At 70.0% G+C, this 26,026-nt stretch carries 26 protein-coding genes; 17 read left to right on the top strand and 9 right to left on the bottom strand.

The annotated features are described in order from the left end of the window. Positions 1–76 precede the first annotated feature (76 nt). Both KLK06_RS50430 and KLK06_RS50425 read left to right on the top strand, forming a co-directional pair. Positions 77–751: a hypothetical protein gene (locus KLK06_RS50430; protein ID WP_214642989.1), complete on the top strand. Its 675-nt coding sequence runs from the start codon at positions 77–79 to the stop codon at positions 749–751. Positions 752–822: 71 nt separating this feature from the next. Continuing rightward, positions 823–2,565, top strand: a complete 1,743-nt coding sequence (locus KLK06_RS50425; protein WP_214642988.1) for a proline--tRNA ligase — start codon at positions 823–825, stop codon at positions 2,563–2,565. A gap of 51 nt (positions 2,566–2,616) precedes the next feature. On the opposite strand, the gene KLK06_RS50420 is transcribed toward KLK06_RS50425, so the two are convergent. Genes KLK06_RS50420 through KLK06_RS50405 form a run of 4 tightly spaced genes read right to left on the bottom strand, consistent with a single transcriptional unit; the run spans position 2,617 to position 6,407 of the window. Then, the gene (locus KLK06_RS50420) at positions 2,617–4,122 is read right to left on the bottom strand and encodes a tripartite tricarboxylate transporter permease (protein WP_214642987.1); all 1,506 of its coding nucleotides are present in this window, start codon (positions 4,120–4,122) and stop codon (positions 2,617–2,619) included. A 1-nt stretch (position 4,123) separates the two neighbouring features. Continuing rightward, positions 4,124–4,576 (bottom strand): tripartite tricarboxylate transporter TctB family protein, encoded by a 453-nt coding sequence (locus KLK06_RS50415; RefSeq protein ID WP_214642986.1) that lies wholly within the window; start codon positions 4,574–4,576, stop codon positions 4,124–4,126. After that, positions 4,573–5,556, bottom strand: coding sequence for a tripartite tricarboxylate transporter substrate binding protein (locus KLK06_RS50410; RefSeq protein ID WP_214642985.1), 984 nt, complete (start codon positions 5,554–5,556; stop codon positions 4,573–4,575). Before KLK06_RS50410 ends, KLK06_RS50415 begins: the two co-directional genes overlap by 4 nt. Further along, positions 5,553–6,407 (bottom strand): PHB depolymerase family esterase, encoded by an 855-nt coding sequence (locus KLK06_RS50405; protein ID WP_214642984.1) that lies wholly within the window; start codon positions 6,405–6,407, stop codon positions 5,553–5,555. The genes KLK06_RS50410 and KLK06_RS50405 overlap by 4 nt, the downstream gene beginning before the upstream one ends. 68 nt (positions 6,408–6,475) lie before the next feature. Between KLK06_RS50405 and KLK06_RS50400 the strand changes: the two genes are divergently transcribed. Further along, positions 6,476–7,522 (top strand): DUF5937 family protein, encoded by a 1,047-nt coding sequence (locus KLK06_RS50400; RefSeq protein WP_214642983.1) that lies wholly within the window; start codon positions 6,476–6,478, stop codon positions 7,520–7,522. Between the two features lie 118 nt (positions 7,523–7,640). Here KLK06_RS50400 and KLK06_RS50395 read toward each other — a convergent pair whose 3' ends face one another. Both KLK06_RS50395 and KLK06_RS50390 read right to left on the bottom strand, forming a co-directional pair. Next, on the bottom strand, positions 7,641–8,078 hold the full coding sequence (locus tag KLK06_RS50395; protein WP_214642982.1) for a ferritin-like domain-containing protein: 438 nt from the start codon (positions 8,076–8,078) through the stop codon (positions 7,641–7,643). After that, positions 8,078–8,566 (bottom strand): hypothetical protein, encoded by a 489-nt coding sequence (locus KLK06_RS50390; protein WP_214642981.1) that lies wholly within the window; start codon positions 8,564–8,566, stop codon positions 8,078–8,080. The genes KLK06_RS50395 and KLK06_RS50390 overlap by 1 nt, the downstream gene beginning before the upstream one ends. 220 nt (positions 8,567–8,786) lie before the next feature. On the opposite strand from KLK06_RS50390, the gene rimP reads away from it, so the two are divergent. From rimP to truB, 8 genes are all read left to right on the top strand, one after another. Next, a complete protein-coding gene (gene rimP / locus KLK06_RS50385; RefSeq protein WP_214642980.1) occupies positions 8,787–9,278 on the top strand; it encodes a ribosome maturation factor RimP in 492 nt (163 codons plus the stop codon). Between the two features lie 12 nt (positions 9,279–9,290). Continuing rightward, a complete protein-coding gene (gene nusA, locus KLK06_RS50380) occupies positions 9,291–10,295 on the top strand; it encodes a transcription termination factor NusA (RefSeq protein WP_308168810.1) in 1,005 nt (334 codons plus the stop codon). Then, positions 10,279–10,593, top strand: a complete 315-nt coding sequence (locus tag KLK06_RS50375) for a YlxR family protein (RefSeq protein WP_214642979.1) — start codon at positions 10,279–10,281, stop codon at positions 10,591–10,593. The genes nusA and KLK06_RS50375 overlap by 17 nt, the downstream gene beginning before the upstream one ends. A gap of 112 nt (positions 10,594–10,705) precedes the next feature. Beyond that, positions 10,706–13,891 carry a translation initiation factor IF-2 gene (gene infB / locus KLK06_RS50370; RefSeq protein WP_214642978.1) on the top strand — a complete coding sequence of 1,062 codons (3,186 nt, stop codon included), beginning with the start codon at positions 10,706–10,708 and terminating at the stop codon, positions 13,889–13,891. 120 nt (positions 13,892–14,011) lie between these two features. After that, positions 14,012–14,311, top strand: a complete 300-nt coding sequence (locus tag KLK06_RS50365) for a DUF503 domain-containing protein (RefSeq protein ID WP_214642977.1) — start codon at positions 14,012–14,014, stop codon at positions 14,309–14,311. A 42-nt stretch (positions 14,312–14,353) separates the two neighbouring features. Continuing rightward, complete coding sequence (gene rbfA, locus KLK06_RS50360) at positions 14,354–14,830, top strand: 30S ribosome-binding factor RbfA (protein WP_214642976.1); 477 nt, start codon at positions 14,354–14,356, stop codon at positions 14,828–14,830. Between the two features lie 8 nt (positions 14,831–14,838). After that, entirely contained in the window at positions 14,839–15,933 is a 1,095-nt protein-coding gene (locus KLK06_RS50355; protein ID WP_308168809.1) for a bifunctional oligoribonuclease/PAP phosphatase NrnA, read from the top strand. Beyond that, complete coding sequence (gene truB / locus KLK06_RS50350; RefSeq protein WP_214642975.1) at positions 15,933–16,805, top strand: tRNA pseudouridine(55) synthase TruB; 873 nt, start codon at positions 15,933–15,935, stop codon at positions 16,803–16,805. Before KLK06_RS50355 ends, truB begins: the two co-directional genes overlap by 1 nt. Before the next feature lie 24 nt (positions 16,806–16,829). On the opposite strand, the gene KLK06_RS50345 is transcribed toward truB, so the two are convergent. The 3 genes from KLK06_RS50345 to KLK06_RS50335 all read right to left on the bottom strand — a co-directional run bounded on the left by KLK06_RS50345 (position 16,830) and on the right by KLK06_RS50335 (position 19,223). Beyond that, entirely contained in the window at positions 16,830–17,504 is a 675-nt protein-coding gene (locus KLK06_RS50345; protein WP_214642974.1) for a fibronectin type III domain-containing protein, read from the bottom strand. Between the two features lie 5 nt (positions 17,505–17,509). Then, complete coding sequence (locus tag KLK06_RS50340; protein WP_214642973.1) at positions 17,510–18,094, bottom strand: hypothetical protein; 585 nt, start codon at positions 18,092–18,094, stop codon at positions 17,510–17,512. Between the two features lie 112 nt (positions 18,095–18,206). Beyond that, on the bottom strand, positions 18,207–19,223 hold the full coding sequence (locus KLK06_RS50335; RefSeq protein ID WP_214642972.1) for a TRM11 family methyltransferase: 1,017 nt from the start codon (positions 19,221–19,223) through the stop codon (positions 18,207–18,209). 83 nt (positions 19,224–19,306) lie between these two features. Between KLK06_RS50335 and KLK06_RS50330 the strand changes: the two genes are divergently transcribed. The 6 genes from KLK06_RS50330 (at position 19,307) to KLK06_RS50305 (ending at position 26,024) form a co-directional block, all read left to right on the top strand. After that, on the top strand, positions 19,307–20,236 hold the full coding sequence (locus KLK06_RS50330; RefSeq protein WP_214643063.1) for a bifunctional riboflavin kinase/FAD synthetase: 930 nt from the start codon (positions 19,307–19,309) through the stop codon (positions 20,234–20,236). Between the two features lie 164 nt (positions 20,237–20,400). Continuing rightward, entirely contained in the window at positions 20,401–20,670 is a 270-nt protein-coding gene (rpsO, locus tag KLK06_RS50325; protein WP_214642971.1) for a 30S ribosomal protein S15, read from the top strand. Positions 20,671–20,947: 277 nt separating this feature from the next. Then, positions 20,948–23,305, top strand: a complete 2,358-nt coding sequence (locus KLK06_RS50320) for a polyribonucleotide nucleotidyltransferase (protein ID WP_214642970.1) — start codon at positions 20,948–20,950, stop codon at positions 23,303–23,305. After that, entirely contained in the window at positions 23,302–24,612 is a 1,311-nt protein-coding gene (locus tag KLK06_RS50315; RefSeq protein WP_214642969.1) for a pitrilysin family protein, read from the top strand. The genes KLK06_RS50320 and KLK06_RS50315 overlap by 4 nt, the downstream gene beginning before the upstream one ends. A gap of 59 nt (positions 24,613–24,671) precedes the next feature. Continuing rightward, on the top strand, positions 24,672–25,409 hold the full coding sequence (dapB, locus tag KLK06_RS50310; RefSeq protein ID WP_214642968.1) for a 4-hydroxy-tetrahydrodipicolinate reductase: 738 nt from the start codon (positions 24,672–24,674) through the stop codon (positions 25,407–25,409). Positions 25,410–25,544: 135 nt separating this feature from the next. Beyond that, positions 25,545–26,024 carry a GNAT family N-acetyltransferase gene (locus KLK06_RS50305; RefSeq protein ID WP_214642967.1) on the top strand — a complete coding sequence of 160 codons (480 nt, stop codon included), beginning with the start codon at positions 25,545–25,547 and terminating at the stop codon, positions 26,022–26,024. Positions 26,025–26,026 lie beyond the last annotated feature (2 nt).

Below are 26,026 nucleotides of genomic sequence, written 5' to 3'. Positions count from 1 at the left end.
TTTTCTAGCTGTCCACATAATGTGGAGGTAAGTCATTCCTAAAGGTTTCCGGGGAAGGAGTGACCGGGGAATGGGGATGAAAGAGACAGCACTCGACTATGCCGAGTTCGCCGCATACGACCGGCGGCAACGCGGCATCGAGCGACACGTAGTGGCGGCCTTCGTGGGTGGGGTGGCCGTCGGCCTCATCGGCATACTCGCCGCCGGCCGGGTGCCCCAGTGGCTCGGCCAGCTCTACGACCCCTACATGTACTTGGCCCTCGCGCTGGTCGTCGGGGCGAGCGCGGCGGGCTTCGGGTGGGCGCTGCTCGCCACGTTCCTGGCCGCTCTGTCCATGATCGTCGCGGCGACGGGCGGCAGCCTGTTGCGCGGCCAGACCGACCTGGGCGCCGTCGCCGATGGGCCGGCGGCCGGGTTGAACTGGGCGCTCGTCCTGCTGGTCGGGGTGGGCCTGCTCGCCTACGTGACGAGCAGGACGGACATCTGGGGCGATGTCGCCGCCGGTGTCGTCGGCGCCCTGCTGCTCGCCGACACGGTCGACCGCGCGACGCCCGGCTTCATCAACAGCGAGCCCGCGTTCTGGCCAGGCCCCGCGATCGCGATCGGCGTCCTGTCCGTCGTGCTGGTGCTGGCGCTGCGCAGGAGCATGGCGGGCCGGGTGCGCGCGCTGGCGCTGGCGGCGGTCCTGACCGCCCTGTTCGCGGTCGGGGTGACCGGCGCGCTGGCCGGCTGGATCTCCATCGCCGGATAAGGCCGCGCGGTAGGTTGCTCCGAGTCGATAGCCTGTAGTCCTCCATATCCGGGCCCCACCAAGGAGTAGCCGTGTTGCTGCGCATGTCGTCGTTGTTTCTTCGCACCCTGCGGGACGACCCGGCAGACGCGGAAGTGCCGAGCCACAAGCTCCTGGTCCGCGCCGGTTACGTCCGGCGGGTGGCGCCCGGCATCTACTCATGGCTGCCCCTCGGCAAGATGGTGATGGAGAACGTCGCCAGGGTCGTCCGCGAGGAGATGAACCGGATGGGCGGCCAGGAGGTGCTGTTCCCCGCCCTGCTGCCGCGCGAATACTACGAGTCCACCGGCCGCTGGACCGAATACGGTGACACGCTCTTCCGGCTCAAGGACCGCAAGGGCGCCGACTACCTGCTCGGCCCCACGCACGAGGAGCTCTTCGCCGACATGGTCAAGGGCGAATACTCCTCGTACAAGGACTATCCGGTCACGCTCTACCAGATCCAGACGAAGTACCGCGACGAGGCCAGGCCCCGCGCGGGCATCCTGCGCGGCCGCGAGTTCCTGATGAAGGACTCCTACTCCTTCGACCTCGACGACGACGGGCTCAAGCACTCCTACGAGCAGCACCGCGAGACCTACATCCGGACCTTCGACCGGCTCGGCATCAGCTACAAGATCGTGTTCGCCACGTCGGGCGCGATGGGCGGCTCGGCCTCCGAGGAGTTCCTGGCGCCCACGCCCACCGGCGAGGACACCTTCGTCGCCTGCCACTCCTGCGGCTACGCGGCCAACGCCGAGGCCGTCACCACGACCGCGCCCCCGGTCCGTGCCCTCGACGGGCTGGAGCCGCAGCGCGTCCTCGACACCCCCGACACCCCGACCATCGAGTCACTGGTGTCGTTCGTCAACGAGCACCACGGCCTGTCGATCACCGCCGCCGAAACGCTGAAGAACGTCGTCGTCAAGGTCACCACGCCCGGCTCCGACAAGGTCGAGACGCTGATCGTGGGCGTGCCCGGCGACCGCGAGGTCGACTTCAAGCGCCTGGAGGCCGCGCTGGCCCCCGGCGAGCCCGCCATCTTCGAGGCCGAGGACTTCGCCAAGCACCCCGGCCTGGTGCGTGGTTACATCGGGTCGCAGGTCCTGCGCGAGCTCGGCATCCGCTATCTCGTCGACCCCCGCGTGGTCACCGGCAGCTCCTGGGTGACCGGCGCCAACGAGCGCGGCAAGCACGCCGCCGGGGTGGTCGCGGGCCGTGACTTCATCCCCGACGGCACGATCGAGGCCGCCGAGGTGCGCGCCGGAGATCCCTGCCCCCGCTGCGGCTCGCCGCTGTCCATCGACCGCGGCATCGAGATCGGGCACATCTTCCAGCTCGGCCGTAAATACGCCGACGCGGCCGGGCTCGACGCCCTGGGCCCGGACGGCAAGCCGATCCGCATCACGATGGGCTCCTACGGCATCGGCGTCTCACGGGCCGTGGCGGTCATCGCCGAGCAGGCCCACGACGAGCTCGGGCTGGTCTGGCCGCGCGAGGTCGCGCCCGCCGACGTGCACATCGTGGGCACGGGCAAGGACAACCAGATCGAGGCGGCCCTCGAGCTGGCCGCCGACCTGGAGGCACGCGGGCTCCGCGTCCTCGTCGACGACCGGACCGGGGTCTCGCCGGGGGTCAAGTTCAAGGACGCCGAGCTGCTCGGGCTGCCCACGATCGTGGTCGTCGGCCGCGGGCTGGCCCAGGGTGTGGTCGAGCTCCGTGACCGCGTCACGGGCACCAAGGAGGAGATCCCCCTCGACACGGCCGCCGACCGCGTGCTGGCCGCCTGCTCATAGCGCGAAAGACGGCTCCCTCCGCCACTGGCGGGGGGAGCCGTCCTTTTCGCGTCAGTCCATCGCCGCGGGCATCCTGATCTTGCCGCGGTGGCGGAGCACCACGGGCCCGATCAGGCAGGCGGCGGCGATCACCAGGATGGCCAGCGACACGGGCCGGGTGAAGAACACCGCCGGATCCCCTTCACTGAAGGCCAGCGCCCGCCGGAACTGCACCTCCATCAGCGGCCCGAGCACCGCCCCGAGGATCAGCGGCGCCACCGGATAGCCGGTCCGCCGCAGCACGAACCCCACCAGCCCGAACCCGTACGCCACCAGGATCTCGAACACGCTCTGCGAGGTGGCGTAGACGCCCAGCGTCGCGAACGTCAGGATCGCCGCCGTCAGCAGCGCGGCGGGCACGCTCAGCAGCTTCACCCACAGCCGGATCAGCGGCAGGTTCAGCACCAGCAGCATCACGTTGCCGATGTAGAGGCTGGCGATCAGCGTCCACACGAGCACCGGCTGCTGGTCGAAGAGCTGCGGTCCGGGCTGCACGTTGTAGATCTGGAAGGCGATCAGCAGCATGCTGGCCGTGGCCGACGTCGGGATGCCGAGCGTGAGCAGCGGCACCAGCACGCCGGAGAACGCCGCGTTGTTGGCCGCCTCGGGCCCCGCCACACCCTCGATGGCGCCGTGGCCGAACTCCTCCGGGTTCTTCGCCAGCCGCTTCTCGACGTTGTAGCTGAGGAACGTCGGCAGCTCGGCGCCGCCCGCGGGCAGCGAGCCGATCGGCAGGCCGAACGCGGTGCCGCGCAGCCATGGCCGCCAGGAGCGGCGCCAGTCGTCGCGGGTCATGCCGATGCGCCCGGTCACCTTCACCGGCGCCTGCTCCTGCCGGTTCCGCCGGGCCGCGGTGGCGACCGCCTCGGCCACGGCGAACAGGCCCACGGCCAGCGCCACGACCGGCAGCCCCTCGTACAGCTCGGGGACGCCGAAGGCCAGGCGCGGCTGGCCGGTCATCTGGTCGATGCCCACCATGCCGATCGCCAGCCCGAGGAAGAGGCTGGACATGCCGCGCACGATCGAGTCGCCCATGAGCGAGGTGACGGTGACGAACGCGAGCACCATGATCGAGAAGTACTCGGCGGGCTGGATGGACTTGGCGATGGCCGACATACCGGGCGCCAGGAACGTGATCACCACGGTGGAGATCGTGCCCGCGACGAACGAGCCGATGGCCGCCGTGGCCAGCGCGGCCCCGGCCCGGCCCTTCCGCGCCATCGGGTAGCCCTCGATCGTGGTGGGGATCGACGCCGTCTCGCCGGGGATGTTGAGCAGGATCGCGGTGGTGCTGCCGCCGTACATGCCGCCGTAGTAGATGCCGGCGAACATCACGAACGCGCCCACCGGGTCGAACACCATGGTCAGCGGCAGCAGCAGCGCGATCGTCGTGGCCGGGCCGAGGCCCGGCAGCACGCCGACGAGCGTGCCGACGGTGACGCCCAGCAGGCCGAGCAGCAGGTTCTGCAGGGTGAGCGCGTGCGCGAAGCCGTCGAGCAGGTGGCCCAGTACGCTCATCTCAGATCGCCAATCTGATCAGGCCGGGCGGCAGCGTGATGCCCAGCACCCGGTCGAACAGCAGGTACGTGGCCAGCGCCAGCAGCAGGCCCACGACCAGGTCGCGGACCAGCTTGCGACTGCCGAGCACCCGGGCGACCGCGACGAAGAACAGCGTGGTGGCCTGCCAGTAGCCCACGGGCACGAGCAGGACCGCGTACAGAGCGAGCGTGCCGATGAGGAGCAGCACGGGACGCCAGTGCACGCCCTCGTCCTCGCCCTCGCTGGTCACCGGATCGCGGAACGCCTGCACCACCCCGATCACGGCCACCACCGCCATGCCGATGCCGACCAGGAGCGGAAAGGCCCGGGGCCCGACGGCCTGGTAACCGCCGCCGTCGGGGATCATGAACGCCTGCGCCACAACGACCAGCGCGACCGCCAGGAACCCGGCCGACACGAGCCGGGTGCTCACTTGCCCAGTCCCAGTTCGCCGAGGATGGTGGTGATCTGACCGCGCTGCTCGGTGAGCACCTGCTTGAACGAGTCGCCCGGGGTCCAGGCGTCGACCCAGTTGTTCTGCTTGAGCACCTGCTGCCAGCACGACGTCTGCCGCATCTTGTCGACCATCTTGACGATGTCCTGCTGCTGCTCGGCCGACAGCCCCGCCGGGGCGAGCACGCCGGCCATCGTGGAGATGGCCTGGTCCGACAGCCCGAGCTCCTTCAGCGTCGGCGCGTCGATGCCCTCGATCCGCTTGTCGCCGTCCACCGCGAGCGCCCTGAGCTCTCCGGCCTGGAGCTGCGCGCGGAGCTCGGCGACGGTGTCGATGCCCGCCGTGGCGGCACCGCTGAGCAGCAGGTTCATCGACTCGCCGCCGCCCGCCGTGGGCACGTAGTTGACCTGCTTGGCGTCGATGCCCTGGCCCTTGGCCAGTCCCGCCACCGTCATCTGCCCGGGGCCGCCGAGCGAGCCGCCGGTCCACTTGACGCCGTGCGGGTCCTTCTTCATCGCGGCGAGCAGGGACTTCAGGTCTTCGTACGGCGCCGACTTCGGCACCACGATCGCGCTCGGCCCCCTGCTCAGCCCCGCGATCGGGGTGAGCGTGGTCAGGTCGACGGGCGAGTGGTTGTTGACGATGCCGCCGAGCATGGTCGCGCTGTCCATGACCATGAGCTGGTAGGGGTCGCCCTTGCTCTTGGCGAACTGGGCCAGCCCGATCGTGCCGCCCGCGCCGGGGACGTTGACGACCGTGGCCTTCGCCGTGGTGATCTTGCACTGGCTGAGCGCGCCGGCGATGCCGCGGGCACGGGTGTCCCAGCCGCCGCCGGGGCTGCCCGGCGCCATGATCGTCAGTGGCTTGCTCGGGTATTCGGCGCCCGCCTCGGCGCTCTCGCCGACCGCGCAACCGGTGGCCAGGACCGTCAGGGCGGCGGCGGCGACAATGATCTTCATGAGTTCTCCCGGGGGGTGAGGATCGAGGTGAAGAAGTCCTTGACCGGCTCCAGCACGCTCATCGGCTGGTGCGCGACGCCTGGCACGACGTCGAACCTGACGCTGATGCCGTGCGCGGCGAAGTTGTCACGCAGCGCCGCCAGCCGTTCGACACGGGTGGTCCCGTAGGCGTCGGCGCCGTCCATCCAGTTGGCGTCGCCCTGGTTGTTGATCTCCCAGGTCTCGACGTCCTCGGCACCCACGACCATCTGCACCGGCACCGCCCCGAGCTCTTCGATCCTGGGCGGCTGGCCGAACTCCTCCTCGAACCCCTTGAGCCCGATCCACCACGGGCTGTCCCAATCGATGTACGATATCCGCCCTGGTGCACCAATTGACACTCCAGACAACCGGTCCGGATGCAGGTAGGCGAACCGATGGGCGAACTGACCGCCGCCGGAGAAGCCGTGCAGGAGGAACCGCTCGGTGTCGACGTTGAAGCGCTCGCCGACCTCCTCGACCATCGCCAGCAGCACATGGTCGAAGCGGATCCCGCGGTAGTGGATGAACTTGAAGCCGTGCAGGTCCTCCGCGTCCTCGATGCCCGCAGGGAAGAGCGGCGCCAGGACCAGGCAGCCCTGCCGCTCACCCCACTCGGCGAGGTTGTCGCGGTACTGCGGCCCGCGCCGTCCCGTCCCGTGCTGCAGCACGGCGAGCGGCACCGGCGGGCCGTCGGGCGAATGGGCCGTCGGCACGTAGAGGCAGTAGGAGAAGCGCTGGTCATATCGGGAGGCGAAGATCGTGGTGGAGCCGCTGAAGTAGAACTCCGTGGGGTGCTTTACTCCGCCGTCTTCGTGTAGTGCCTTGGCCATGGCGCCACAGCCTGGACATATATCCAGTTTCGGACAAGGAGATTGTCGCCAACGCGGTAATGTACAGGGTGCCCGTCACGCTCCTCCTGTCCTCCGCTGACTCGGCCCCGATCACCGTCCGCGTCTCCCCGCTGGCCGAGCTCTGCGCCTGTCTGCACGTGCTCGACGAGCCGGGGCACCACCCCGCGGCGGCCCGCTGGGTGGCCAGGGTCCACACGGAGGCCGACGAGGTCCTGCTGGCCAGGGCGACGGCGTGGGCGCCGCTGTGGAGCGCATTCCGGGCCCGCTACCTGCTGCCGCTGTCCGCCGGCCGGTCCAGGACGCTCGAAGACGAGCTGGCCGAGATCGAGGCGCTGCCGATCGGCGACTTCACCGCGATGACCTTCCAGGCGCTCATCGGCAAGAACGGCGCCGGCGTCGGCGACAACGTGCTCCAGCGCCTCAGGCTGATCTCCTCCAGCAGGGTGGAGCTGGGCACCCGGGTACACGACGACCCCCACGGCTTCCGGCGCGAGCTGACCGGCTTCCTGGCGGACTTCGCCGCCGCGGCGTTCGAGGCGGACTGGCCGGGGCTGCGGACGGCGCTGACCGCCGAGGCCGCCGTGCGCGAGCGGGCGATCGCCGTGCGCGGCCCCCTGGCGATCGCCGACTTCCCCACCGCCACAGCCGTCGAGGGCGGGCGCAGGATCATCCTGGACAAGCTCTACAACGCCACCGCCCGCATCGGCGCCGACCGGCCCTGCCTGCTCGTACCCAGCCTGTACGGCCGGCCGCACTTCGTGGTCAAGCACTACCCGGGCTACCCCGTCGTCATCCAGTACGGCGTCGGCACCTCCGCCGGGCTGTCGCTGGAGACCGCCCGGCATCGGCTGGCCGTGCTCCAGCACCCGACCCGGCTCAGGCTCTGCTACGCCATCCTGCGCAACCCGGTGGCCACGGCCGAGCTCGCCAACCAACTGGGCATGACCGCGCCACAGGTGTCGCGGCACCTACGCCAGCTCAGGGAGGCCGAGCTGGTGCACGTGTACCGGCGGGGCGCGGTGGTCTACTACCAGCTTGACGCCGAAGCGATCGAACGCCTGGGCGCCGACCTGCTGACGGTCCTCTACCGCTGAGCGGCCATCAAAGGGCCGGTGAGCGGCCGTCACAGCGGGGCGAGCGGCCCAGCGGCGCGCGGGGCGCGCCCGTCACGGCTGGCTGGAAGCGGCCATCACGGCGCCCGGTGAGCGGCGCTCATCCGGTGGGCCGCGACATGCCGGGGAAGGCCGTGGCGACCACCGGGCGGAAGCTGTAGGAGCGGCTCACCGACTCCTGCATGGCCAGAGCGGCGTAGTGGCGCAGCGACGCGTCGTCCGACGCCACCAGCTCCAAATAGGCGGCCGTGATGCCGGTCTCCACATAGACCGCGAGGCGGATCGCCTCGGCCGCCGTGGACGGCACGACCGGCAGGGAGTAGCCCGCCTCCGGCTCGGACGGCGTGCCGCCCCGGGCGGTGATGGCGGTGCGCAACTGGTCGCGCCTGGCCCGATGGGCGTCGAACGCCGTCGTGACCCGCGACCGCAGCGAGCCCGTGGTGCGCGCGCCGATCAGCCCGTACGCGAAGACCGCGGCGTGCTCGGCCGCCAGCGCCTTACGCAGCTTCTCCACATCGGCCGGCGTCCTGGCGGTCATCACGCCGACCTCGGCAGGGCCAGGGCATGGGCGGCCTCGCAGGCGCCGATGCTGGCGATGAGCTGGGCCAACTGTGGCGAGACGCCGGCGAGCTGACGGACGCGGAGCGCCGCCGACCGGCGCTCAGCGTCGCGCAGCCGCGACAGCGACGTCTTGGGCGCCGGAGCGGCCGTCTGAGAGCCCTGGGGCGCCGGAGCGGCCGAGGCCGTCTGGGAGCCGCCGGTCAGGCGTTTGCGCAGCTCGCCGAGGTGCGCCTGGTGGCGGTCACGGAACGGCGTCAACTTGGTCTGACCGGCCGCGATCAGCGTGGAGTAGAGAGCGATCGTGTGTTCCTTGTCGGCGATCAGCTGGCGCAGCAGCACCTGCTCAGGATCCTCCGACGGGGTGGGCGACGGCTGGGGGACGTCGGACGCGCCGCATCCCGACAGGGCCGCGGCCGCCGCTCCGCCCGCCAGCACGGCTCGCCGTGAGAGGGAACGCGGGCGCACGGGCAGGGACCTCCTGTAAACGGAACGCAGATAGCATCGTACGGTCTTGCGCCCGCTCCCGATGTCAGGCGACGCTCGCCATTCGCCCGTGCCGAGTGGCGCTCTCTTCGTGCCCTCGTACAGATAGGGTGTCAACTGTCGTCGCTGGCTGAGCGGCCAGGCGGCGAGAGAGCCAGAGGCGAGGTCCGCCCGGCTGAGACATGACAATAGGGAGGTCGATATGGGCAGCGCATCACCCCGCGACCACCTGATGAAGCTCCTTGAGCCCGTCGTCAGCGCGGAGGGCCTCGATCTGGAGGACGTCACGGTCACCCAGGCCGGCAAGCGCCGGCTGCTGCGTGTGATCGTCGACTGCGACGGCGGCGTGAGCCTCGACGACGTGGCCGACGTCAGCCGGGTCGTCTCGGCGGCGCTCGACGACACCAACGCGATGGGCCAGTCGGCCTACACGCTCGAAGTCTCCTCGCCGGGCGTCGACCGTCCGCTGACCGAGCCGCGTCACTGGCGGCGTGCGGCCAAGCGGCTGGTGAAGGCCGAGATGAGAGATGGTTCCGTGGTGGAGGGCCGAGTGCGCTCCGCTGACGAGAGCGGCGTCGAGCTCGACGTCGACGGCGCAGATCGCCGATTCGACTATCAGGACCTGACCCGTGGACGGGTGCAGGTGGAGTTCCGCCGGTTCGACGACGAAGACGTCGACGGCGACGAAGGCTAAGGGGAAAGCCTCGTGGACATCGACATGAGCGTCCTGCGCAGCCTGGAGCGGGAGAAGGACATCTCCTTCGACCTGGTCGTCAAGGCGATAGAAGACGCGCTACTGATCGCTTACTTCCGCACCGAAGGTGCCGCGCCCAAGGCGCGGGCGGAGCTCGACAGGTCGAGCGGGCACGTGACCATCTTCGCCGCCGAGCTCGACGACGAGGGCGAGATCGTCAGGGAGTTCGACGATACGCCGGGCAACTTCAGCCGGATCGCGGCGACCACCGCCAAGCAGGTCATCCTGCAGCAGCTGCGCGACGCCGAAGACGAGATCAACTTCGGCGAGTTCGCCAGCCGCGAGGGCGAGCTGGTCTCCGGCGTGATCCAGCAGGGCAAGGACCCGCGCGTGGTGCTGGTCGACCTCGGCAAGATCGAGGCCGTGCTGCCGCACAACGAGCAGGTGCCCGGCGAGGACTACGTGCACGGCGAGCGCATCCGCGCCTACGTCGTGCAGGTGAAGAAGGGACACAAGGGCCCCTCGGTCACGCTGTCGCGCACCCATCCCGGCCTGGTCAAGAAGCTGTTCGCGCTGGAGGTGCCGGAGATCGCCGACGGCACGGTGGAGATCGCCGCCGTGGCCCGCGAGGCCGGTCACCGCACCAAGATCGCGGTCAGGTCGCGCAGGCAGGGCGTCAACGCCAAGGGCGCGTGCATCGGCCCGATGGGCTCGCGCGTGCGCAACGTGATGACCGAGCTGCACGGCGAGAAGATCGACATCATCGACTGGTCAGAGGACCCCGGCGAGTTCGTGGGGAATGCCCTGTCGCCCGCCCGCGTTTCCCACGTTGAGGTCCTCGATCTCGAAGGCCGGGTCGCGCGGGTGACCGTGCCCGACTACCAGCTTTCCCTGGCCATCGGCAAAGAGGGGCAGAATGCCCGGCTTGCCGCCCGGCTCACGGGATGGCGGATCGACATCCGGCCTGACACCCAGGCCGAGGATGCTGCCGGTTCCGTAGATGCGTCAACACGGTAAGCTGGAATATGGTGGCCACGCGGCTCCACAGCGCACCTGTGTGGGCTGCAGGGTCCGTACGGCTAAGTCCGACCTGCTCCGCTTGGTGCGGGTCGAGGATCACGTGATCCCTGACCTGCGAGGACGGCTTCCTGGTCGAGGTGCGTCACTGCATCCGACCGAGAGGTGTCTGGAGCTTGCCGAGCGTCGCCGAGCGTTTCTGCGCGCGTTCCGCGTGCCGGGGCCGCTTGACATCTCGCGAGTGCGGGCGCACCTGGAGAAGGAGAACCACGAAATGTCATGTAGGACGCCGAGTTGATGGGCGGAGTCAGATTGCTATGAGCGCCTGATGAGCACGCGGCGATGAAGACGTCAAGGTAGCGACGGTCCGGACGGCACAGCCAGCCTCCCGGGCCGAGTAAGGGAGTGCAGTGGCGAAGGTCCGGGTATACGAGCTCGCTAAGGAGTTCGGCGTAGAGAGCAAGGTCGTCATGGCCAAGCTCCAGGAGATGGGGGAGTTCGTCCGTTCGGCGTCCTCCACCATCGAGGCGCCGGTGGTCCGCAGGCTCACCGAAGCTTTGGGCGCATCTAAGGGTGGGTCCTCTAGGGGCGGCGGTTCGTCGTCCAAGCCGCAGCCGCCAAGGGCTGCTCCCCGGCCGGCGGACAGCCAGGCCGGTAACGGCGTCGCGGAGGCGCCGACCCCAACATCAACTCCGCGTCCGGGTCCGGGTCCCAAGCCCGGTCCGCGTCCGGGTCCCGCGGCTCCTGCCCCGGCACCCGCTCCGGCTCCGGCGCCGGCTCCCGCGGTCAGCGGTCAATCGCGCCCGCCGGTGCCGATGCCGCACCAGCCGCAGCCTGAGGCCGAGCGTGGCGACACGTCCGGCGCCCCGCAGGCGCGTTTCGACAGCGGCACCCGTCCCGCGCCCGCTCCGGGCGCCCCCGCTCCGGGCCCGCGTCCCGGTCCCGCCGCTCGTCCGGGTCCCAAGCCCGGCCCCGCGGCGCGTTCCGGCGCGCCCTCCGGTGGCGGCGGTCCGGCGGCTCCGCGCACTGGTGGCGCCCCGTCCGGCGGCGGTCCCCGTCCCGGTCCCGGCGGTCCCAAGCCGGGTCCGCGCGGCCCGCGTCCGGGCAACAACCCGTTCTCCTCCAACGCCAGCGGCATGGGCCAGTCCCGGCCGCCGCGTCCCGGTGGCAACCGTGACGGTGCCCCCAGTGGCGGTCCCGGGCAGCGCGAGCGTCGTGACGGTCCGCCGCGCGACGGCGCGAGCCCGCGTCCCCCGCAGGGTCGCGGTGGCGGCGAGGGCGGTCCCCGTCCCGGTGGCCCGCGTCCTGGTCCGCCCGGTGCGGCAGGTCCGCGTCCCGGTCCCGGTGCGGGCGGTCCCCGTCCCGGCGGTCCGCGTCCCAACCCGATGATGATGCCGCAGGGCCGTCCCGCCGGTCCCGGTGGTGGCGGTGGCGGCGGTGGCCGTCCCGGTGGCGGTGGCGGCGGCGGTCGTCCCGGTGGCGGTGGCGGCGGTGGCCGTCCTGGCGGCGGTGGCGGCGGCGGTCGTCCCGGTGGCGGTGGCGGCGGTTTCGCCGGTCGTCCCGGTGGCGGCGGTGGCGCCGGTCGTCCGGGCACGAGCACCGGTGGTCCCGGTGGCGGCGGCGGTTTCGCCGGTCGTCCCGGTGGCGGCGGTCGTGGCCGCGGTGGCGGCACGGCGGGCGCGTTCGGTCGCCCCGGTGGCCGTCCCACGCGTGGCCGCAAGTCCAAGCGCCAGAGGCGCCAGGAGTTCGACAACATGTCGGCCCCGGCGATCGGTGGCGTGCAGGTCGCTCGTGGCAACGGCGCGACGATCCGCCTTCCGCGCGGTGCGTCGCTGTCCGACTTCGCCGACCGGATCGGTGCCAACCCCGCCGCGCTGGTGCAGATCATGCTGCACCTGGGCGAGATGGTGACGGCCACCCAGTCGGTCAACGAGGAGACGCTGCAGCTGCTCGGCTCCGAGCTCGACTACAACATCCAGGTCGTCAGCCCGGAGGAGGAGGACCGCGAGCTTCTCGAGGCCTTCGACATCGAGTTCGGCGAGGATGAGGGCGACGAGGCCGACCTGGCCGCGCGTCCGCCGGTCGTGACCGTCATGGGTCACGTCGACCACGGTAAGACCAAGCTGCTCGACGCCATCCGCAAGACCAACGTGGTGGCGCGCGAGGCGGGTGGCATCACCCAGCACATCGGCGCCTACCAGGTCTCCACCGAGCACGAGGGCGAAGAGCGCAAGGTCACCTTCATCGACACCCCGGGTCACGAGGCGTTCACCGCCATGCGTGCCCGTGGTGCCAAGGCGACCGACATCGCCGTGCTGGTGGTCGCGGCCGACGACGGTGTGAAGCCGCAGACGATCGAGGCTCTCAACCACGCCCAGGCGGCCGACGTGCCGATCGTGGTCGCGGTCAACAAGGTCGACAAGGAGGGCGCCGACCCCAACAAGGTCCGTGCCCAGCTCACCGAGTACGGCCTGGTGGCGGAGGAGTTCGGCGGCTCGACGCTGTTCGTCGACATCTCCGCCAAGAACGGGACCGGCATCGAGCAGCTGCTCGAGGCCATCCTGCTCACCGCGGACGCCGAGCTCGACCTGCGCGCCAACCCGGCGATGGACGCTCAGGGCATCGCGATCGAGGCGCACCTCGACAAGGGCCGCGGCCCGACCGCGACCGTCCTGGTCCAGCGCGGCACGCTGCGCGTCGGCGACTCGATCGTCTGTGGCGAGGCCTACGGCCGTGTCCGGGCGATGCTCGACGACAACGGCGACCTGGTCGAAGAGGCCACGCCGTCCCGTCCGGTCCTGGTGATGGGTCTGACGGCCGTGCCGGGCGCGGGTGACAACTTCATCGTCGTCACCGACGACCGGATGGCCCGCCAGATCGCCCAGCAGCGCGCGGCGCGCAAGCGCAGCGCCGACATGGCGAAGTCGAGCCGCCGCCTGACCCTTGAGGAGCTGTTCAGCAACCTCGAGAAGGGTCGCGTCGATGAGCTCAAGCTCATCATCAAGGGCGACGTGTCCGGTTCGGTGGAGGCCCTGGAAGACGCACTGCTCAAGATCGATGTCGGCGACGAGGTCAGGCTCCGTGTCCTGCACCGCGCCGTCGGTGCGATCACCGAGTACGACGTCAACCTGGCCGTCGCCGACGACAACGCGGTCATCATCGGCTTCAACGTCCGGCCTGAGCCCCGGGCGCGCGACCTGGCCGAGCGCGAGGGCGTCGACATCCGCTACTACTCGGTCATCTACCAGGCGATCGAAGAGATCGAAGCGGCGCTCAAGGGCATGCTCAAGCCCGAGTTCGAAGAGGTCCAGATGGGCACCGCCGAAGTCCGCGAGGTCTTCAAGGTGCCGAAGATCGGCAACGTCGCCGGTTCGCTGGTCCGCTCCGGGACGATCGTGCGCAACAGCAAGGCCCGGATCATCCGCGATGGCGTTGTCATCGCCGACAACCTGACCGTTTCGTCGCTGCGTCGCTTCAAGGACGACGCGACCGAGGTCCGTGAGGGCTTCGAGTGCGGCATCGGGGTCGGCTACAACGACATCCGGATCGACGACGTCGTCGAGACGTTCGAGATGCGGGAGAAGCCGCGCGCATAACATGCGGCCGGGCGCCCGGCGGACCATCCGCCGGGCGCCTCTCGCACGCCTGGGCCTGCTTTCCACCGCAGCAGGGCCAGGGTGCGTTTCACACACCAGGACAAGCGGTGGTTACCAACGATGTATGTGGGTGCTCTGACCCTGGACATCCTGCTCGGCGACGTACATTCGCTGAAGCAGAAGCGTTCCGTCGTGCGACCCCTGGTCGCCGAGTTGCACAGACGCTTTCCCGCCGTCGCGGTGGCCGAGACCGGCCATCTCGACCTGCACCGCAGGGCGGAGGTCGGCATCGCCGTAGTCTCGGCCTCGGCGGGCAACTGCAAAGAGGTATTGGATGCTTGCGAGCGTCTGGTGGCCTTCCGCCCCGAGATCGAGTTGCTGTCGGCCAGACATCGGCTTTTCCACGACGAAGACGACTGAAAGACTGCACGACCTCCGGGTCGTGCGTGAGGGGGAGCGAACATGGTGGATGCAGCACGAGCGCGCAAGCTCGCCGACCGCATCCAGCAGATCGTCGCTGAGATGCTGGAGCGCCGGATCAAGGACCCGCGCCTGGGCTTCGTCACCGTGACCGACACGCGCATCACCGCGGACCTGCGTGAGGCGACGGTTTTCTACACGGTGTTCGGCTCCGACGCCGAGCGGGCCGACACTGCGGCCGCCCTCGAGAGCGCTAGAGGCATCATCCGCTCCGAGGTCGGCCGGCAGACCGGTGTCCGCTTCACACCGACGCTGGAGTTCAAGCACGACCCGCTGCCCGACAGCGCGCGCCAGCTCGACGATCTGATCAACGCGGCCAAGGCGAGGGACGCCGAGGTGGCCCGCAGGGCCGAGGGCGCGGCCTACGCCGGCGACCCGGACCCCTACCGCAAGCCGGAGGAGGACGACGAGCCGGACCTCAACGGCAAGGCTGACGAGGATGGGCAGCCGGCGACGTGACGCCCGACGTGCGTGACAGAACCGGTCGCCCGTCCCGCGTGGATCCGGGTTCGGTGGGGCAGGGCCGCCCTCCGGCCCTGCCGCCCATCGGCCCGGAGGGTGCCCTGCCGCCGTCCGGCTCGGTGATCCCCGAGGCCGCCTGGCGGCGCGCGCTGGACCTGATCGGCAAGGCCGACGAGATCGCGCTGGCCTGCCACGTGTCGCCGGACGGCGACGCGCTCGGCTCGATGCTGGCCACCGGCTCCGTGCTGCGCGCCCTGGGCAAGCGGGTCATCGCCTCCTTCGGCGACCGGCAGTTCGCCGTGCCGCGCCTGCTGCACTTCCTGCCCGGCCAGGACCTGCTGGTGCCGCCGGCCGACGTCCCGGCGGAGCCGGAGTTGATGATCACGTTCGACTCCTCGACGCCCGACCGGCTGGGCCTGCTGGGCGCCAACACGGCCAAGGCGCACGAGGTCATCGTGATCGACCATCACCTGTCCAACACCGGCTTCGGCACGCTCAGCCTCATCGACCCGCACGTCGCCGCCACGGCCGTGCTGGCCGAGCAACTGATCTACCGCCTCGGCGGCAGCCTGGACCGTGACATCGCCACCTGCCTGTACGCCGGGCTGGTGACCGACACCGGCTCCTTCCGCTACTCCTCGACCACGCCCGAGGTGCACCAGATGGCCGCCCGGCTGGTCGCCACCGGGCTACGCACCGACGAGATCGCCCGTGAGCTGTGGGACCGTTCTCCGTTCGGCTACCTCAAGGTGCTCGCCGCCGCGCTCGACCGGGTGTCGCTGGAGGATCACCTGGTGTGGACGTACGTCCCCCGGGTAGACCGGGCCGCGTACGGACTGCCGTACGCGGAGCTGGAGGGTCTCATCGACATCGTGCGGCGCACTGACGAGGCCGAGGTGGCGGCAGTGCTCAAGGAAGACGATCACGGAGCCTGGCAGGTGTCGACCCGCTCCAAGGGCGCGGTCGACGTCGGCTCGATCTGCGCCGCGCTGGGCGGCGGCGGCCATCACAACGCGGCCGGATTCACTTCGCACGGCAGTGTCGAGGACATCATGGCGGCGTTCCGCGCGCTGCTGGCGAACGCAGATGGAGAAGCTTGATGGCCGAGAGCGGCTTGATCATCGTCGACAAGCCCGCCGAGTGGACGTCCCACGACGTGGTGGCCAAGCTGCGGCGGCTGGCCGGCACCCGGCGGGTGGGCCACGCGGGCACGCTCGACCCGATGGCGACCGGTGTGCTCGTGGTCGGCGTGGAGAAGGCGACCCGGCTGCTCGGCCACCTGGCGCTGACCGAGAAGGTCTACGTGGCCACGATCCGGCTCGGCGTGACCACCAACACCGATGACGCCGAGGGCGAGGTCATCTCGACGGCCTCGGCGTCGGAGGTCGACCCCGCCGAGGTTCAGAAGGGCGTCGGCGCGCTCACCGGCGAGATAATGCAGGTCCCGCCGCAGGTCAGCGCGATCAAGGTCGATGGGCAGCGGGCGTACAAGCTGGCCCGTGCGGGCAAGGACGTCGAGCTGGCCGCGCGGCCCGTCACCGTGCGGGAGTTCTCGGTGCTGGACATCAGGGCGCACGACGACGTCATGGACATCGACGCGGTGGTGACCTGCTCCAGCGGCACCTACATCCGCGCGCTGGCCCGCGACCTGGGCGCCGGGCTCGGTGTCGGCGGGCACCTGACGGCGCTGCGCCGCACCCGGGTCGGCCCGTACGACCTGTCGCGGGCCAGAACCATCGAGCGGCTGGCCGAGGAGTGCGTGATCCTGCCCATCGGGGAGGCCGTTTCCGCGGCGTTCCCGCGCTGGGACCTCACCGCGGAGGAGACCAGGGTCGTCAGCCACGGCGGGCGGTTGCCCGCGGCGGGGCTCGGCAAGGGCCCGATCGGCGTGTTCGGGCCGGAGGGCGAGCTGCTCGCGCTGGTGGAGGAGCAGGGCCGCATCGCCAAGCCCCTGGCCGTGTTCATTTCCTAAAGTTCATTTCCTAAAGTTCATTTCCTAGTCGCCGGTCGTCTGATGGACGACGTTCGACGGCGGCCCGTAGCGGAAGGCGCGCACCCGGTAGGACGCGCCGCTCTCCTCGGGCAGCGTGACCAGGCCGAAGGCGTTGACGTCCGGATCGAGGGCGGCGACCACCCGGAAGTCCGGCCGGCCCGAGGGCCGGTCCTCCAGCAGGAAGCCCTCCTCGTCGGCGGTCCGGTCGGTCCACCGGAACGCGACGCCGTCGGCCCGCATGACGGTGGCCGTCAGGTCCGACGGCGCCGCTCCCTCGCTCCTGACCGGCCGCGCCCCTTTCGGGCCGCCGGGGATCGTCCGCGGCTCCGACCAGCCGGATTCCGGCTTGGCGTACGGCCCGCCGCCCAGCGCCACCTCGACCGGGGCGGATGCCTGCCCGTAGTAGGGCCGCACCCGGTAGTAGAACGGCGTGCGCGGGATCAGATCGGGATGGGTGTACGTGGTCTGCTCCGGCGGCAGGAACCCCAGGATCGTGTAGGGACCCCCTGGCTCGGTGGCGAACTCGACGACCTGCCCGGAGGCGTCCGGATCGCGGCCCGCCCAGCGCAGCGTGATGTCGGTCGGCGACACGAGCGTGGCCGTCAGCTGGACCGGCGCCTGCCGGGGGGTCGCGCAGGCGGCCGCCAGCAGGAACAACACCACCAGAGCTGCTCTCATCGTCGCTACTTGCGCCAGAACTGGATGCCGCTCCACTCGACCGTGGCGGGACCCTTGCCGCTACCGGTCCGGTAGGCGCCGAACTTGTCGTAGAAGCTGCCGCTCTCACTCGACACGGTGTGCTTCAGCGACCCGTTGATGTAGGTCCGATGGGTGCTGCCGACCACGTGAACGGTGTTGACGCGGACCGTCGTGCCGATCGTGGCGCCGGTGGCGATCGTGTTGCCGCCGTGCACCGAGTAGAGCCGGCCGCCGCGTTCGACGGCGAGCATGAAGAACGGGCCCGTCGTTTTGAACGTCTGCTTCAGGCTGATGCGGGTCCCTTCGAGGCTGGTGATCTTGAAGTAGCCCTCGAACTGGCGGGTGCCGCTGGAGTAGGTGGCGTAGCGCCGCTCGGCGCGCTGGTCGCCGCTGCCGGTGGAGCAGGTCAGCTTGAAGGTCAGGTCGCTGACGTCACCGCAACCCCGCTCCTGGACATTGAACGTCGGCTCGTATGAGGTCCAAGGTCCGGACTCCACGGGGTCGGCCGAGGCGGGCAGGGCTGGGACGAGTAATCCGATGGCTAGCGCGCCCGTGGTGAGTAATCGCATGGATTCCTCCTGATTAGGAAACTTTCCTATCAGGATTCATGGGATCACTTACCACACTCGCTCGTCAAGAGCGGTGATGTGAGCTGTCGGAAGCGAGGAGAGGTCCGATCTCTTATGGCTTGCGGGCCACCATGATGTCGCGGACGATCGCCTGGTCGACCCAGTGCTCGAAGTCGGGCAGATCGACCACGTCGAGCCCCGTCTTCGTGAGGATCTCGGCCAGCTCGTCGCGGGTGCCGCCATAGGTGTTCCACGAGATGCCGATGGCGCCGCCGGGCCGCAGCAGTTCCGCCCAGACGGGCGCGGCCTTCCTGATCAGCTCCAGCGGGCTGCGTGACAGCCCGCCACCGCCCCTGCTGCCGTGCTGCACGCCGTAGGGGGTGTCGGTCACCACGACGTCGAAGGAGTGCGGCTTGAAGAACTCGCGGCTGCGCAGGGTGTCGGCGTTGACCACGGCGACGCGCTGCGTGTCGCCGGACTTGAACGCCTCCTTCGACGGGCTGAAGGAGATGTTCAGGCGCCGGCCGACCAGTGCCCGCTCACGTCGTACGGGGACGGTCTCGGCCGTGTGCTTGAAGCGCTTGTTCTTCAGCCAGGTCTTGAGGAAGCCGGAGTACGCCTCGAAGTCCTTATTGTCGACATCGACCCCGTAGGCGTCATATCCGTACATGAGGGCCTGGTTGAGTGTGGTGCCGCGTCCGCACAGCGGGTCGAACACCGACAGCCGCTCGTCCAGCCGCCGGTCGCCGGCCAGCACCGTGACGTTCAGCAGCAGCTTGGTGAAGTGCTCGTTCGTCTTGCCGGCGTACTTCTGGATCGTGATCAGGTCGCTGCTGAGCCGGTCGAGCGGCGCCATGGTGAGCGGCCGCAGCACCTCGCCCTCGATCCCGTAGAGCGCGTAGGCCGACGAGAGGTTGGACAGCAGCGCGACGTCGTCGTCGCCGAGCGGCGCGGCCGTCTCGAAGGTCACGTACGGCAGGCCGCCGATCACGCTCTCCTCGATGGCCGACACCTCGCTCCGCAGGGCTCGTCGGCCGAAGACGGCCAGCTCGGCGAGGGTCAGGCGGACCGAGCTCTCGCCGTAGACCCGGTTGAAAGCAGGCAGGATCAGAAGTGCGTATCGAGGCATGGTGCGGCCGATCGTACCCCCTCGATTGGAGGTGACGCGGCCCCGCATGGCAGGCTGGTGGGGGATTGATCCGCCACAAGCGAATGGGGCCGGGCGTGCAGGGTTCGGAAAGGTCCGCCGTCACGATCGGCGTGTTCGACGGCGTGCACCGCGGGCACCAGCGGGTGGTCGAGCGTGCCGTGGCCACCGCCCGGGAGCGTGGTCTGCGCTGCGTCGCGGTCGTCTTCGAGCCGCATCCCTCCGAGGTCGTCCGGCCGGGCTCCCACCCGGCCCGGCTGACCACGCCGAGGCGCAGGTCGGAGCTGCTGACCGAGCTGGGCGTCGACGAGGTGTGCGTGGAGGAGTTCACGCTGGAGCTGTCCAGGATGAGCCCCGGCGAGTTCGCCCAGTCGATGCTCGCCGACCGGCTGCGGGCCGCCGTGGTCGTGGTGGGGGCGAACTTCACCTTCGGCCACCGCGCGGCGGGCGACACCGAGACCCTGGCCGCGCTCGGCGAGAAATATGACTTCACCGTCGAAGTGGTCCCGCTGCATGACGGGGTCTCCTCCACCGAGATCCGCGAGCGGCTGGTGGACGGCGACGTCGAGGGCGCCACGGCGGACCTGGGCCGCCCGCACCGGGTGGAGGGCGTGGTCGTACGCGGCTACCAGCGCGGACGCCAGCTCGGCTTCCCCACTGCGAACGTCGAGACGCAGCCCCACACGGCCATCCCCGCCGACGGCGTCTACGCGGGCTGGCTGGAGTGCGTGCCGGTCGCCAACCTGCCCACCGTCTACGAGGGCGAGCGCTGGCCCGCCGCCATCTCCGTCGGCACCAACCCCACCTTCGAGGGCGTCCCGCGCACGGTCGAGGCGTACGCGCTGGACCGCGACGACCTGGAGCTGTACGGCGTGCACGTGGCGGTAGACTTCGGGGCGAGATTGCGGGGAAACACCCGATTCGACTCGATCGAGGAGCTCATCGCGCAGATCCACGCCGACGTCGACCAGGCCCGGCGGCTGACTTCGGGCTGAGGATTGATGACGCGGAGCTTGACCGCGGTGGTAACCTTGCATGTCGGTCCAGTGACGGCGGCGCTGCGCGCTGCTCTGACGGCCTTCGCCGCGGCGACTGTAGGCACGCACGGTCGTTCGCATCAGTTATCCATCCGCGCGTGCCTGTAGCTCAAAGGAGAGCCGTGTCCCTAGACACCGCTGCCAAGAAGACCATCATCGCCGAGTACGCGACGGCCGACGGTGACACCGGGTCGCCCGAGGTGCAGATCGCGCTGCTCAGCAAGCGCATCAGCGAGCTGACCGAGCACCTGAAGACGCACAAGCACGACCACCACAGCCGTCGTGGCCTGCTCCTGCTCGTCGGGCGCCGGCGCCGCCTGCTGAAGTACCTGCAGAAGGTCGACATCGCGCGTTACCGTGCGCTCATCGAGCGGCTCGGCCTGCGCCGATAGAGTGAGAGGGAGCGGCGTTCGCGTCGCTCCCTTCTCCGTTGTGAGACCGGCGCGTCGAGCGCCGGACAACTGAATATCCAAGACACACTTAGAGCCCCCCGCGTCCGCACAAGCACCAAGCGACCCGCGACGCATGCGGGCCGGTCCTCGGTAGTGGCTTCCGGTAACAGTGACATCGCATCTGACCGGGCGCTTCGATCGAAGACCGGCGCTGCACCTAACGAGGGTGCCGGTGAGAAAGAGGGCGCGGGAGACTGACTGACAAAGGAGGTCCCCCGTGGAGGGTGTCCACACCGCTGAAGCCGTCATAGACAACGGTTCATTCGGCACGCGCACGATCCGGTTCGAGACCGGTCGTCTCGCGCGTCAGGCGGCCGGCTCCGCCGTCGCCTACCTCGACAACGAGACGATGGTCCTTTCCGCGACCACCGCCTCGAAGTCGCCCAAGGAAAACCTCGACTTCTTCCCGCTGACGGTGGACGTCGAGGAGCGCATGTACGCCGCGGGACGCATCCCCGGATCGTTCTTCCGCCGTGAGGGCCGTCCCTCCGAGGACGCCATCCTCACCTGCCGCCTGATCGACCGGCCGCTGCGCCCGTCGTTCGTCAAGGGCCTGCGCAACGAGATCCAGGTCGTCGCCACGATCATGGCGCTCAACCCCGACCACCTCTACGACGTGGTCGCCATCAACGCCGCCTCGCTGTCCACCCAGCTCGCCGGGCTGCCGTTCTCCGGCCCGATCGGCGGCGTCCGCGTCGCGCTGATCGACGGCCAGTGGGTCGCCTTCCCGACGCACCACGAGCTCGAGCGCGCGACGTTCGACATGGTCGTGGCCGGGCGAGTGCTCGCCGACGGCGATGTCGCGATCATGATGGTCGAGGCGGAGTCCACCAAGGACACGCTCAAGCTGGTCGCCGAGGGCGCCGTCGCGCCCAACGAGGAGACGGTCGCGCAGGGCCTGGAGTCCGCCAAGCCGTTCATCAAGGTGCTGTGCGAGGCGCAGTCGCAGGTCGCGCGGGTCGCGGCCAAGGAGACGGCCGAATACGCCGTCTTCCTCGACTACCAGGAGGACGTCTACGCGGCCGTGGAGAGCGCGGTCAAGACCGAGCTGGCCGCCGCGCTGACCATCCCCGGCAAGCAGGAGCGCGAGACCCAGCTCGACAAGGTCAAGGCGCTGGCCGCCGAGAAGCTGCTCCCCGAGTTCGAGGGCCGGGAGAAGGAGATCTCCGCCGCCTTCCGTTCGGTGATGAAGAAGCTCATGCGCGAGCGGGTCATCAAGGAGGGCCTGCGCATCGACGGCCGCGGCACCAAGGACATCCGCGCGCTGTCCGCCGAGGTCCACGTGGTCCCGCGGGTGCACGGCTCGGCGCTGTTCGAGCGTGGCGAGACCCAGATCCTGGGCATCACCACCCTCAACATGCTGCGCATGGAGCAGGTCATCGACACGCTCAACCCCGAGCGGACCAAGCGCTACATGCACAACTACAACTTCCCGCCCTACTCCACCGGTGAGACCGGCCGGGTGGGCTCGCCCAAGCGTCGCGAGATCGGTCACGGCGCGCTGGCCGAGCGGGCGCTGATCCCGGTCCTGCCGGCGCGTGAGGACTTCCCCTACGCGATCCGCCAGGTCTCCGAGGCCCTCAGCTCCAACGGCTCCACCTCGATGGGCTCGGTCTGCGCCTCCACGATGGCGCTGCTCGACGCCGGTGTGCCGCTGCGCGAGATGGTCGCGGGCATCGCGATGGGCCTGATCGGCGAGGGTGACCAGTACGTCACTCTGACCGACATCCTCGGCGCCGAGGACGCCATGGGCGACATGGACTTCAAGGTCGCCGGCACCAAGGACGTCATCACCGCGCTCCAGCTCGACACCAAGCTCGACGGCATCCCCGCCTCCGTGCTGGCCGCCGCGCTGAAGCAGGCCAAGGGCGCCCGCCTGGCGATCCTCGACGTGATGCAGGAGGCGATCGACTCCCCGGCGGAGATGAACCCGACCGCGCCGCGCATCATCACCATCAAGGTCCCCGTGGACAAGATCGGCGAAGTCATCGGCCCGAAGGGCAAGATGATCAACCAGATCCAGGACGACACGGGCGCCGAGATCACCATCGAGGACGACGGCACGATCTACATCGGCGCCACCGACGGCCCGTCCGCCGAGGCCGCCCGCACGGTGATCAACGGCATCGCCAACCCGCACATGCCGGAGGTCGGCGAGCGTTACCTGGGCACGGTCGTGAAGATCGCCGCCTTCGGCGCGTTCGTCTCGCTGATGCCCGGCAAGGACGGCCTGCTCCACGTCTCCCAGATCCGCAAGCTGCACGGCGGCAAGCGCATCGAGAACGTGGAAGACGTCATGAGCGTCGGCGAGAAGGTCCAGGTCGAGATCGCCGAGATCGACGGCCGGGGCAAGCTGTCCCTGGTCCCGGTCGAGGTCATCGAGAAGGAGGCCGCCGAGAAGGAGGCCAGGGGCGACGCGGACTCCGCCGCAGACTCCGGTTCCGGCTCAGGCTCCGGCGAGGAGGCTTCGGCCGCTTCGGACGACAAGCCGCGCGACGACCGGCCGCGCCGTACCCGCACCCGTACCCGTGCGCCGCGCGCCGACGGATCCGATGGAGACGACCGCAACTCGTGAGAACCACCACGCTGCACCCCGGCCGTGACGGGGCCGGGGTCGTGACGCGCACCGTCCTTCCCGGTGGGCTGCGCGTGGTGACCGAGACCATGCCGACCGTGCGTAGTGTCGCGGTCGGCATGTGGGTCGGCATCGGCTCGCGTGACGAGGACCCCCAGCACATGGGGGCCACCCACTTCCTTGAACATCTGCTCTTCAAGGGCACCCCCACACGCGACACCATGGAGATCTCGGCGTCCATCGAGGGCATCGGCGGTGAGATCAACGCCTTCACCGCCAAGGAATACACCTGCTACTACGCGCGGGTGCTCGACGAGGACCTGCCGGTCGCGGTGGACGTGCTCGCCGACGTGGTGACCAGCTCGCTGATCACCCCCGACGACGTCGAGTCCGAGCGCGGGGTGATCCTCGAAGAGATCGCCATGCACGACGACGATCCGTCCGACGTCGTGCACGAGCAGTTCGCGGCGGCGCTCTACGGCGACTCGCCGATCGGGCGGCCCATCCTCGGCACGGTCGAGTCGATCAACGAGCTCCCCCGCGACCGGATCGCCGAGTACTACGAGCACCACTACCGGCCGCGCCGCACGGTCGTCTCCGTCGCCGGCAACATCCGGCACGAGGAGGTCGTCGAGCTGGTCGCCCGCGCCTACGAGCGGGCGGGCGCACTCGGTGGCCCGCTGGAGGCCGATCCGCCCCGCACGAGCGGGCCGGGCGCGCGGACGTGGTCGGTGGTCAAGGTGCTCGACCGGCCCACCGAACAGGCCAACCTGGTCCTCGGTACGACCGGCATGTCCCGTACCGACGACCGGCGCTTCGCCCTCGGCGTGCTCAACGCCGCGCTCGGCGGCGGCATGTCGTCGCGGCTCTTCCAGGAGATCAGGGAGAAGCGCGGGCTGGCCTACTCCGCCTACAGCTACACCTCGGCCTACGCGGACACCGGCCAGTTCGGCATCTACGTGGGCTGTCTGCCGTCGAAGATCGATGACGTGCTCAAGATCTGCCGCGACGAGGTCGTCAGGGTCGTGGACGACGGCCTGGACGCCGACGAGATCATGCGCGGCAAGGGGCAGATGCGGGGCGGGCTGGTGCTCGGCCTGGAGGACACCGGTTCGCGCATGTCGCGGATCGGGAAGAACGAGCTGGTCTACGACGAGCTGCTGTCCGTGGACGAGGTGCTCGCCAGGATCGAGGCCGTCACCCCGGACCAGATCGCCGAGGTCGCGACCGACGTCCTCAACCGGCCGCTCACGCTCGCCGTGATCGGCCCCTACGGCGACAAGGACTTCTCCGACGCCATCGCCTGATGACGCTCGCGGGACCTCCCCAGAGGTCCCGCGCACGTCGTCAGGTATAGGGTTGACCTGTGATCAAGGTAGGTGTGCTGGGCGCGCGCGGTCGCGTGGGCCTCGAGGTGTGCAAGGCGGTAGAGGCGGCTCCCGATCTGGAGCTGGTGGCCGCGCTCGACAAGGACGATGCCATCGAGGGGCTCCAGGGTGCCGAGGTGGTCGTCGACTTCACCCATCCCGACGTCGTCATGGGCAACCTTGAGTGGGCGATCGCCCACGGTGTCCACCCGGTCGTCGGCACCACCGGCTTCGACGCCGGGCGGCTCGAGACCGTGCGCGGATGGCTGGCGAAGTTCCCCGGGACCAACTGCCTGATCGCCCCCAACTTCGGCATCGCCGCCGTGCTCATGATGCACTTCGCCCAGCAGGCGGCCAAGCACTTCGAGTCCGTCGAGATCGTCGAGCTGCACCACCCCAACAAGGCCGACGCGCCCTCCGGCACCGCCCGCCGCACCGCTGAGCTGGTCGCGCAGGCGCGCGCCAAGGCCGGGCTGGGCGCGATGCCCGACGCCACCTCCACCGAGCTCGACGGAGCGCGCGGCGCCGACGTCGGCGGCGTCCACGTCCACGCCGTACGACTGAGCGGGCTCATCGCGCACCAGGAGGTGCTGCTGGGCGGCGACGGCGAGATCCTCACGATCAGGCACGACACGATGAGCCGCGCGGCGTTCACCCCGGGCGTGCTGCTCGGTGTGCGCCGGGTCCGCGAGCTGCCCGGCCTGACCGTCGGCCTGGAGCCACTGCTCGACCTCTGAAGACACATCATGCCCACGACCTGACCCGGGTCATGGGCACGACGTGAGGAGAGGATTCCGGCTCCGCACAGCCGGCCTGCTCACCACAGTAATATCCAGAGGCGCGAACCAGGCCAAACATGAGACCGTGTCGGCATGACGCGATGGGCCGAGCCGGGCGAGCTACCCGGGCTGGTCGCTGTGGAGCTGGCGGCGGACGGGCTGTTCGAGCAGGTGGGGATCGGTTTCCCGCCGGGCACGACCATGATCGAAGAGGTCACGGACCCGGGCGTGGTGCTGGTCGAGGGGGATCCGCCGGCCGGGTTCGCGTTGATCGGCTGGGTCGATGGCAACCTGCACCTGGATCAGCTGGCCGTACACCCGTCGCGGATGCGGCAGGGGATCGGCGGGCGGCTTGTCGCGGCGGTGCGCGACCACGCGGTGGCCAGCGGCGCGCCCGCGGTGACGCTGACGACCTACAGGGACGTGCCGTGGAACGCGCCCTGGTATGAGCGGCACGGCTTCTCCGTGCTGCCCGAGGCGGAGTGGGGGCCCGAGCTGCGGGCACTGGTCGAGCACGAGCGTGAGCTGGGCATCGAGGTGGCGCCGCGGGTGGTCATGGCCTGTCCACGCTGAAG

Origin of the sequence: Nonomuraea sp. NEAU-A123, from assembly GCF_018603905.1 — a bacterium.
GTDB lineage: Bacteria > Actinomycetota > Actinomycetes > Streptosporangiales > Streptosporangiaceae > Nonomuraea.
This window is presented reverse-complemented; position numbering and strand designations above follow the sequence as displayed.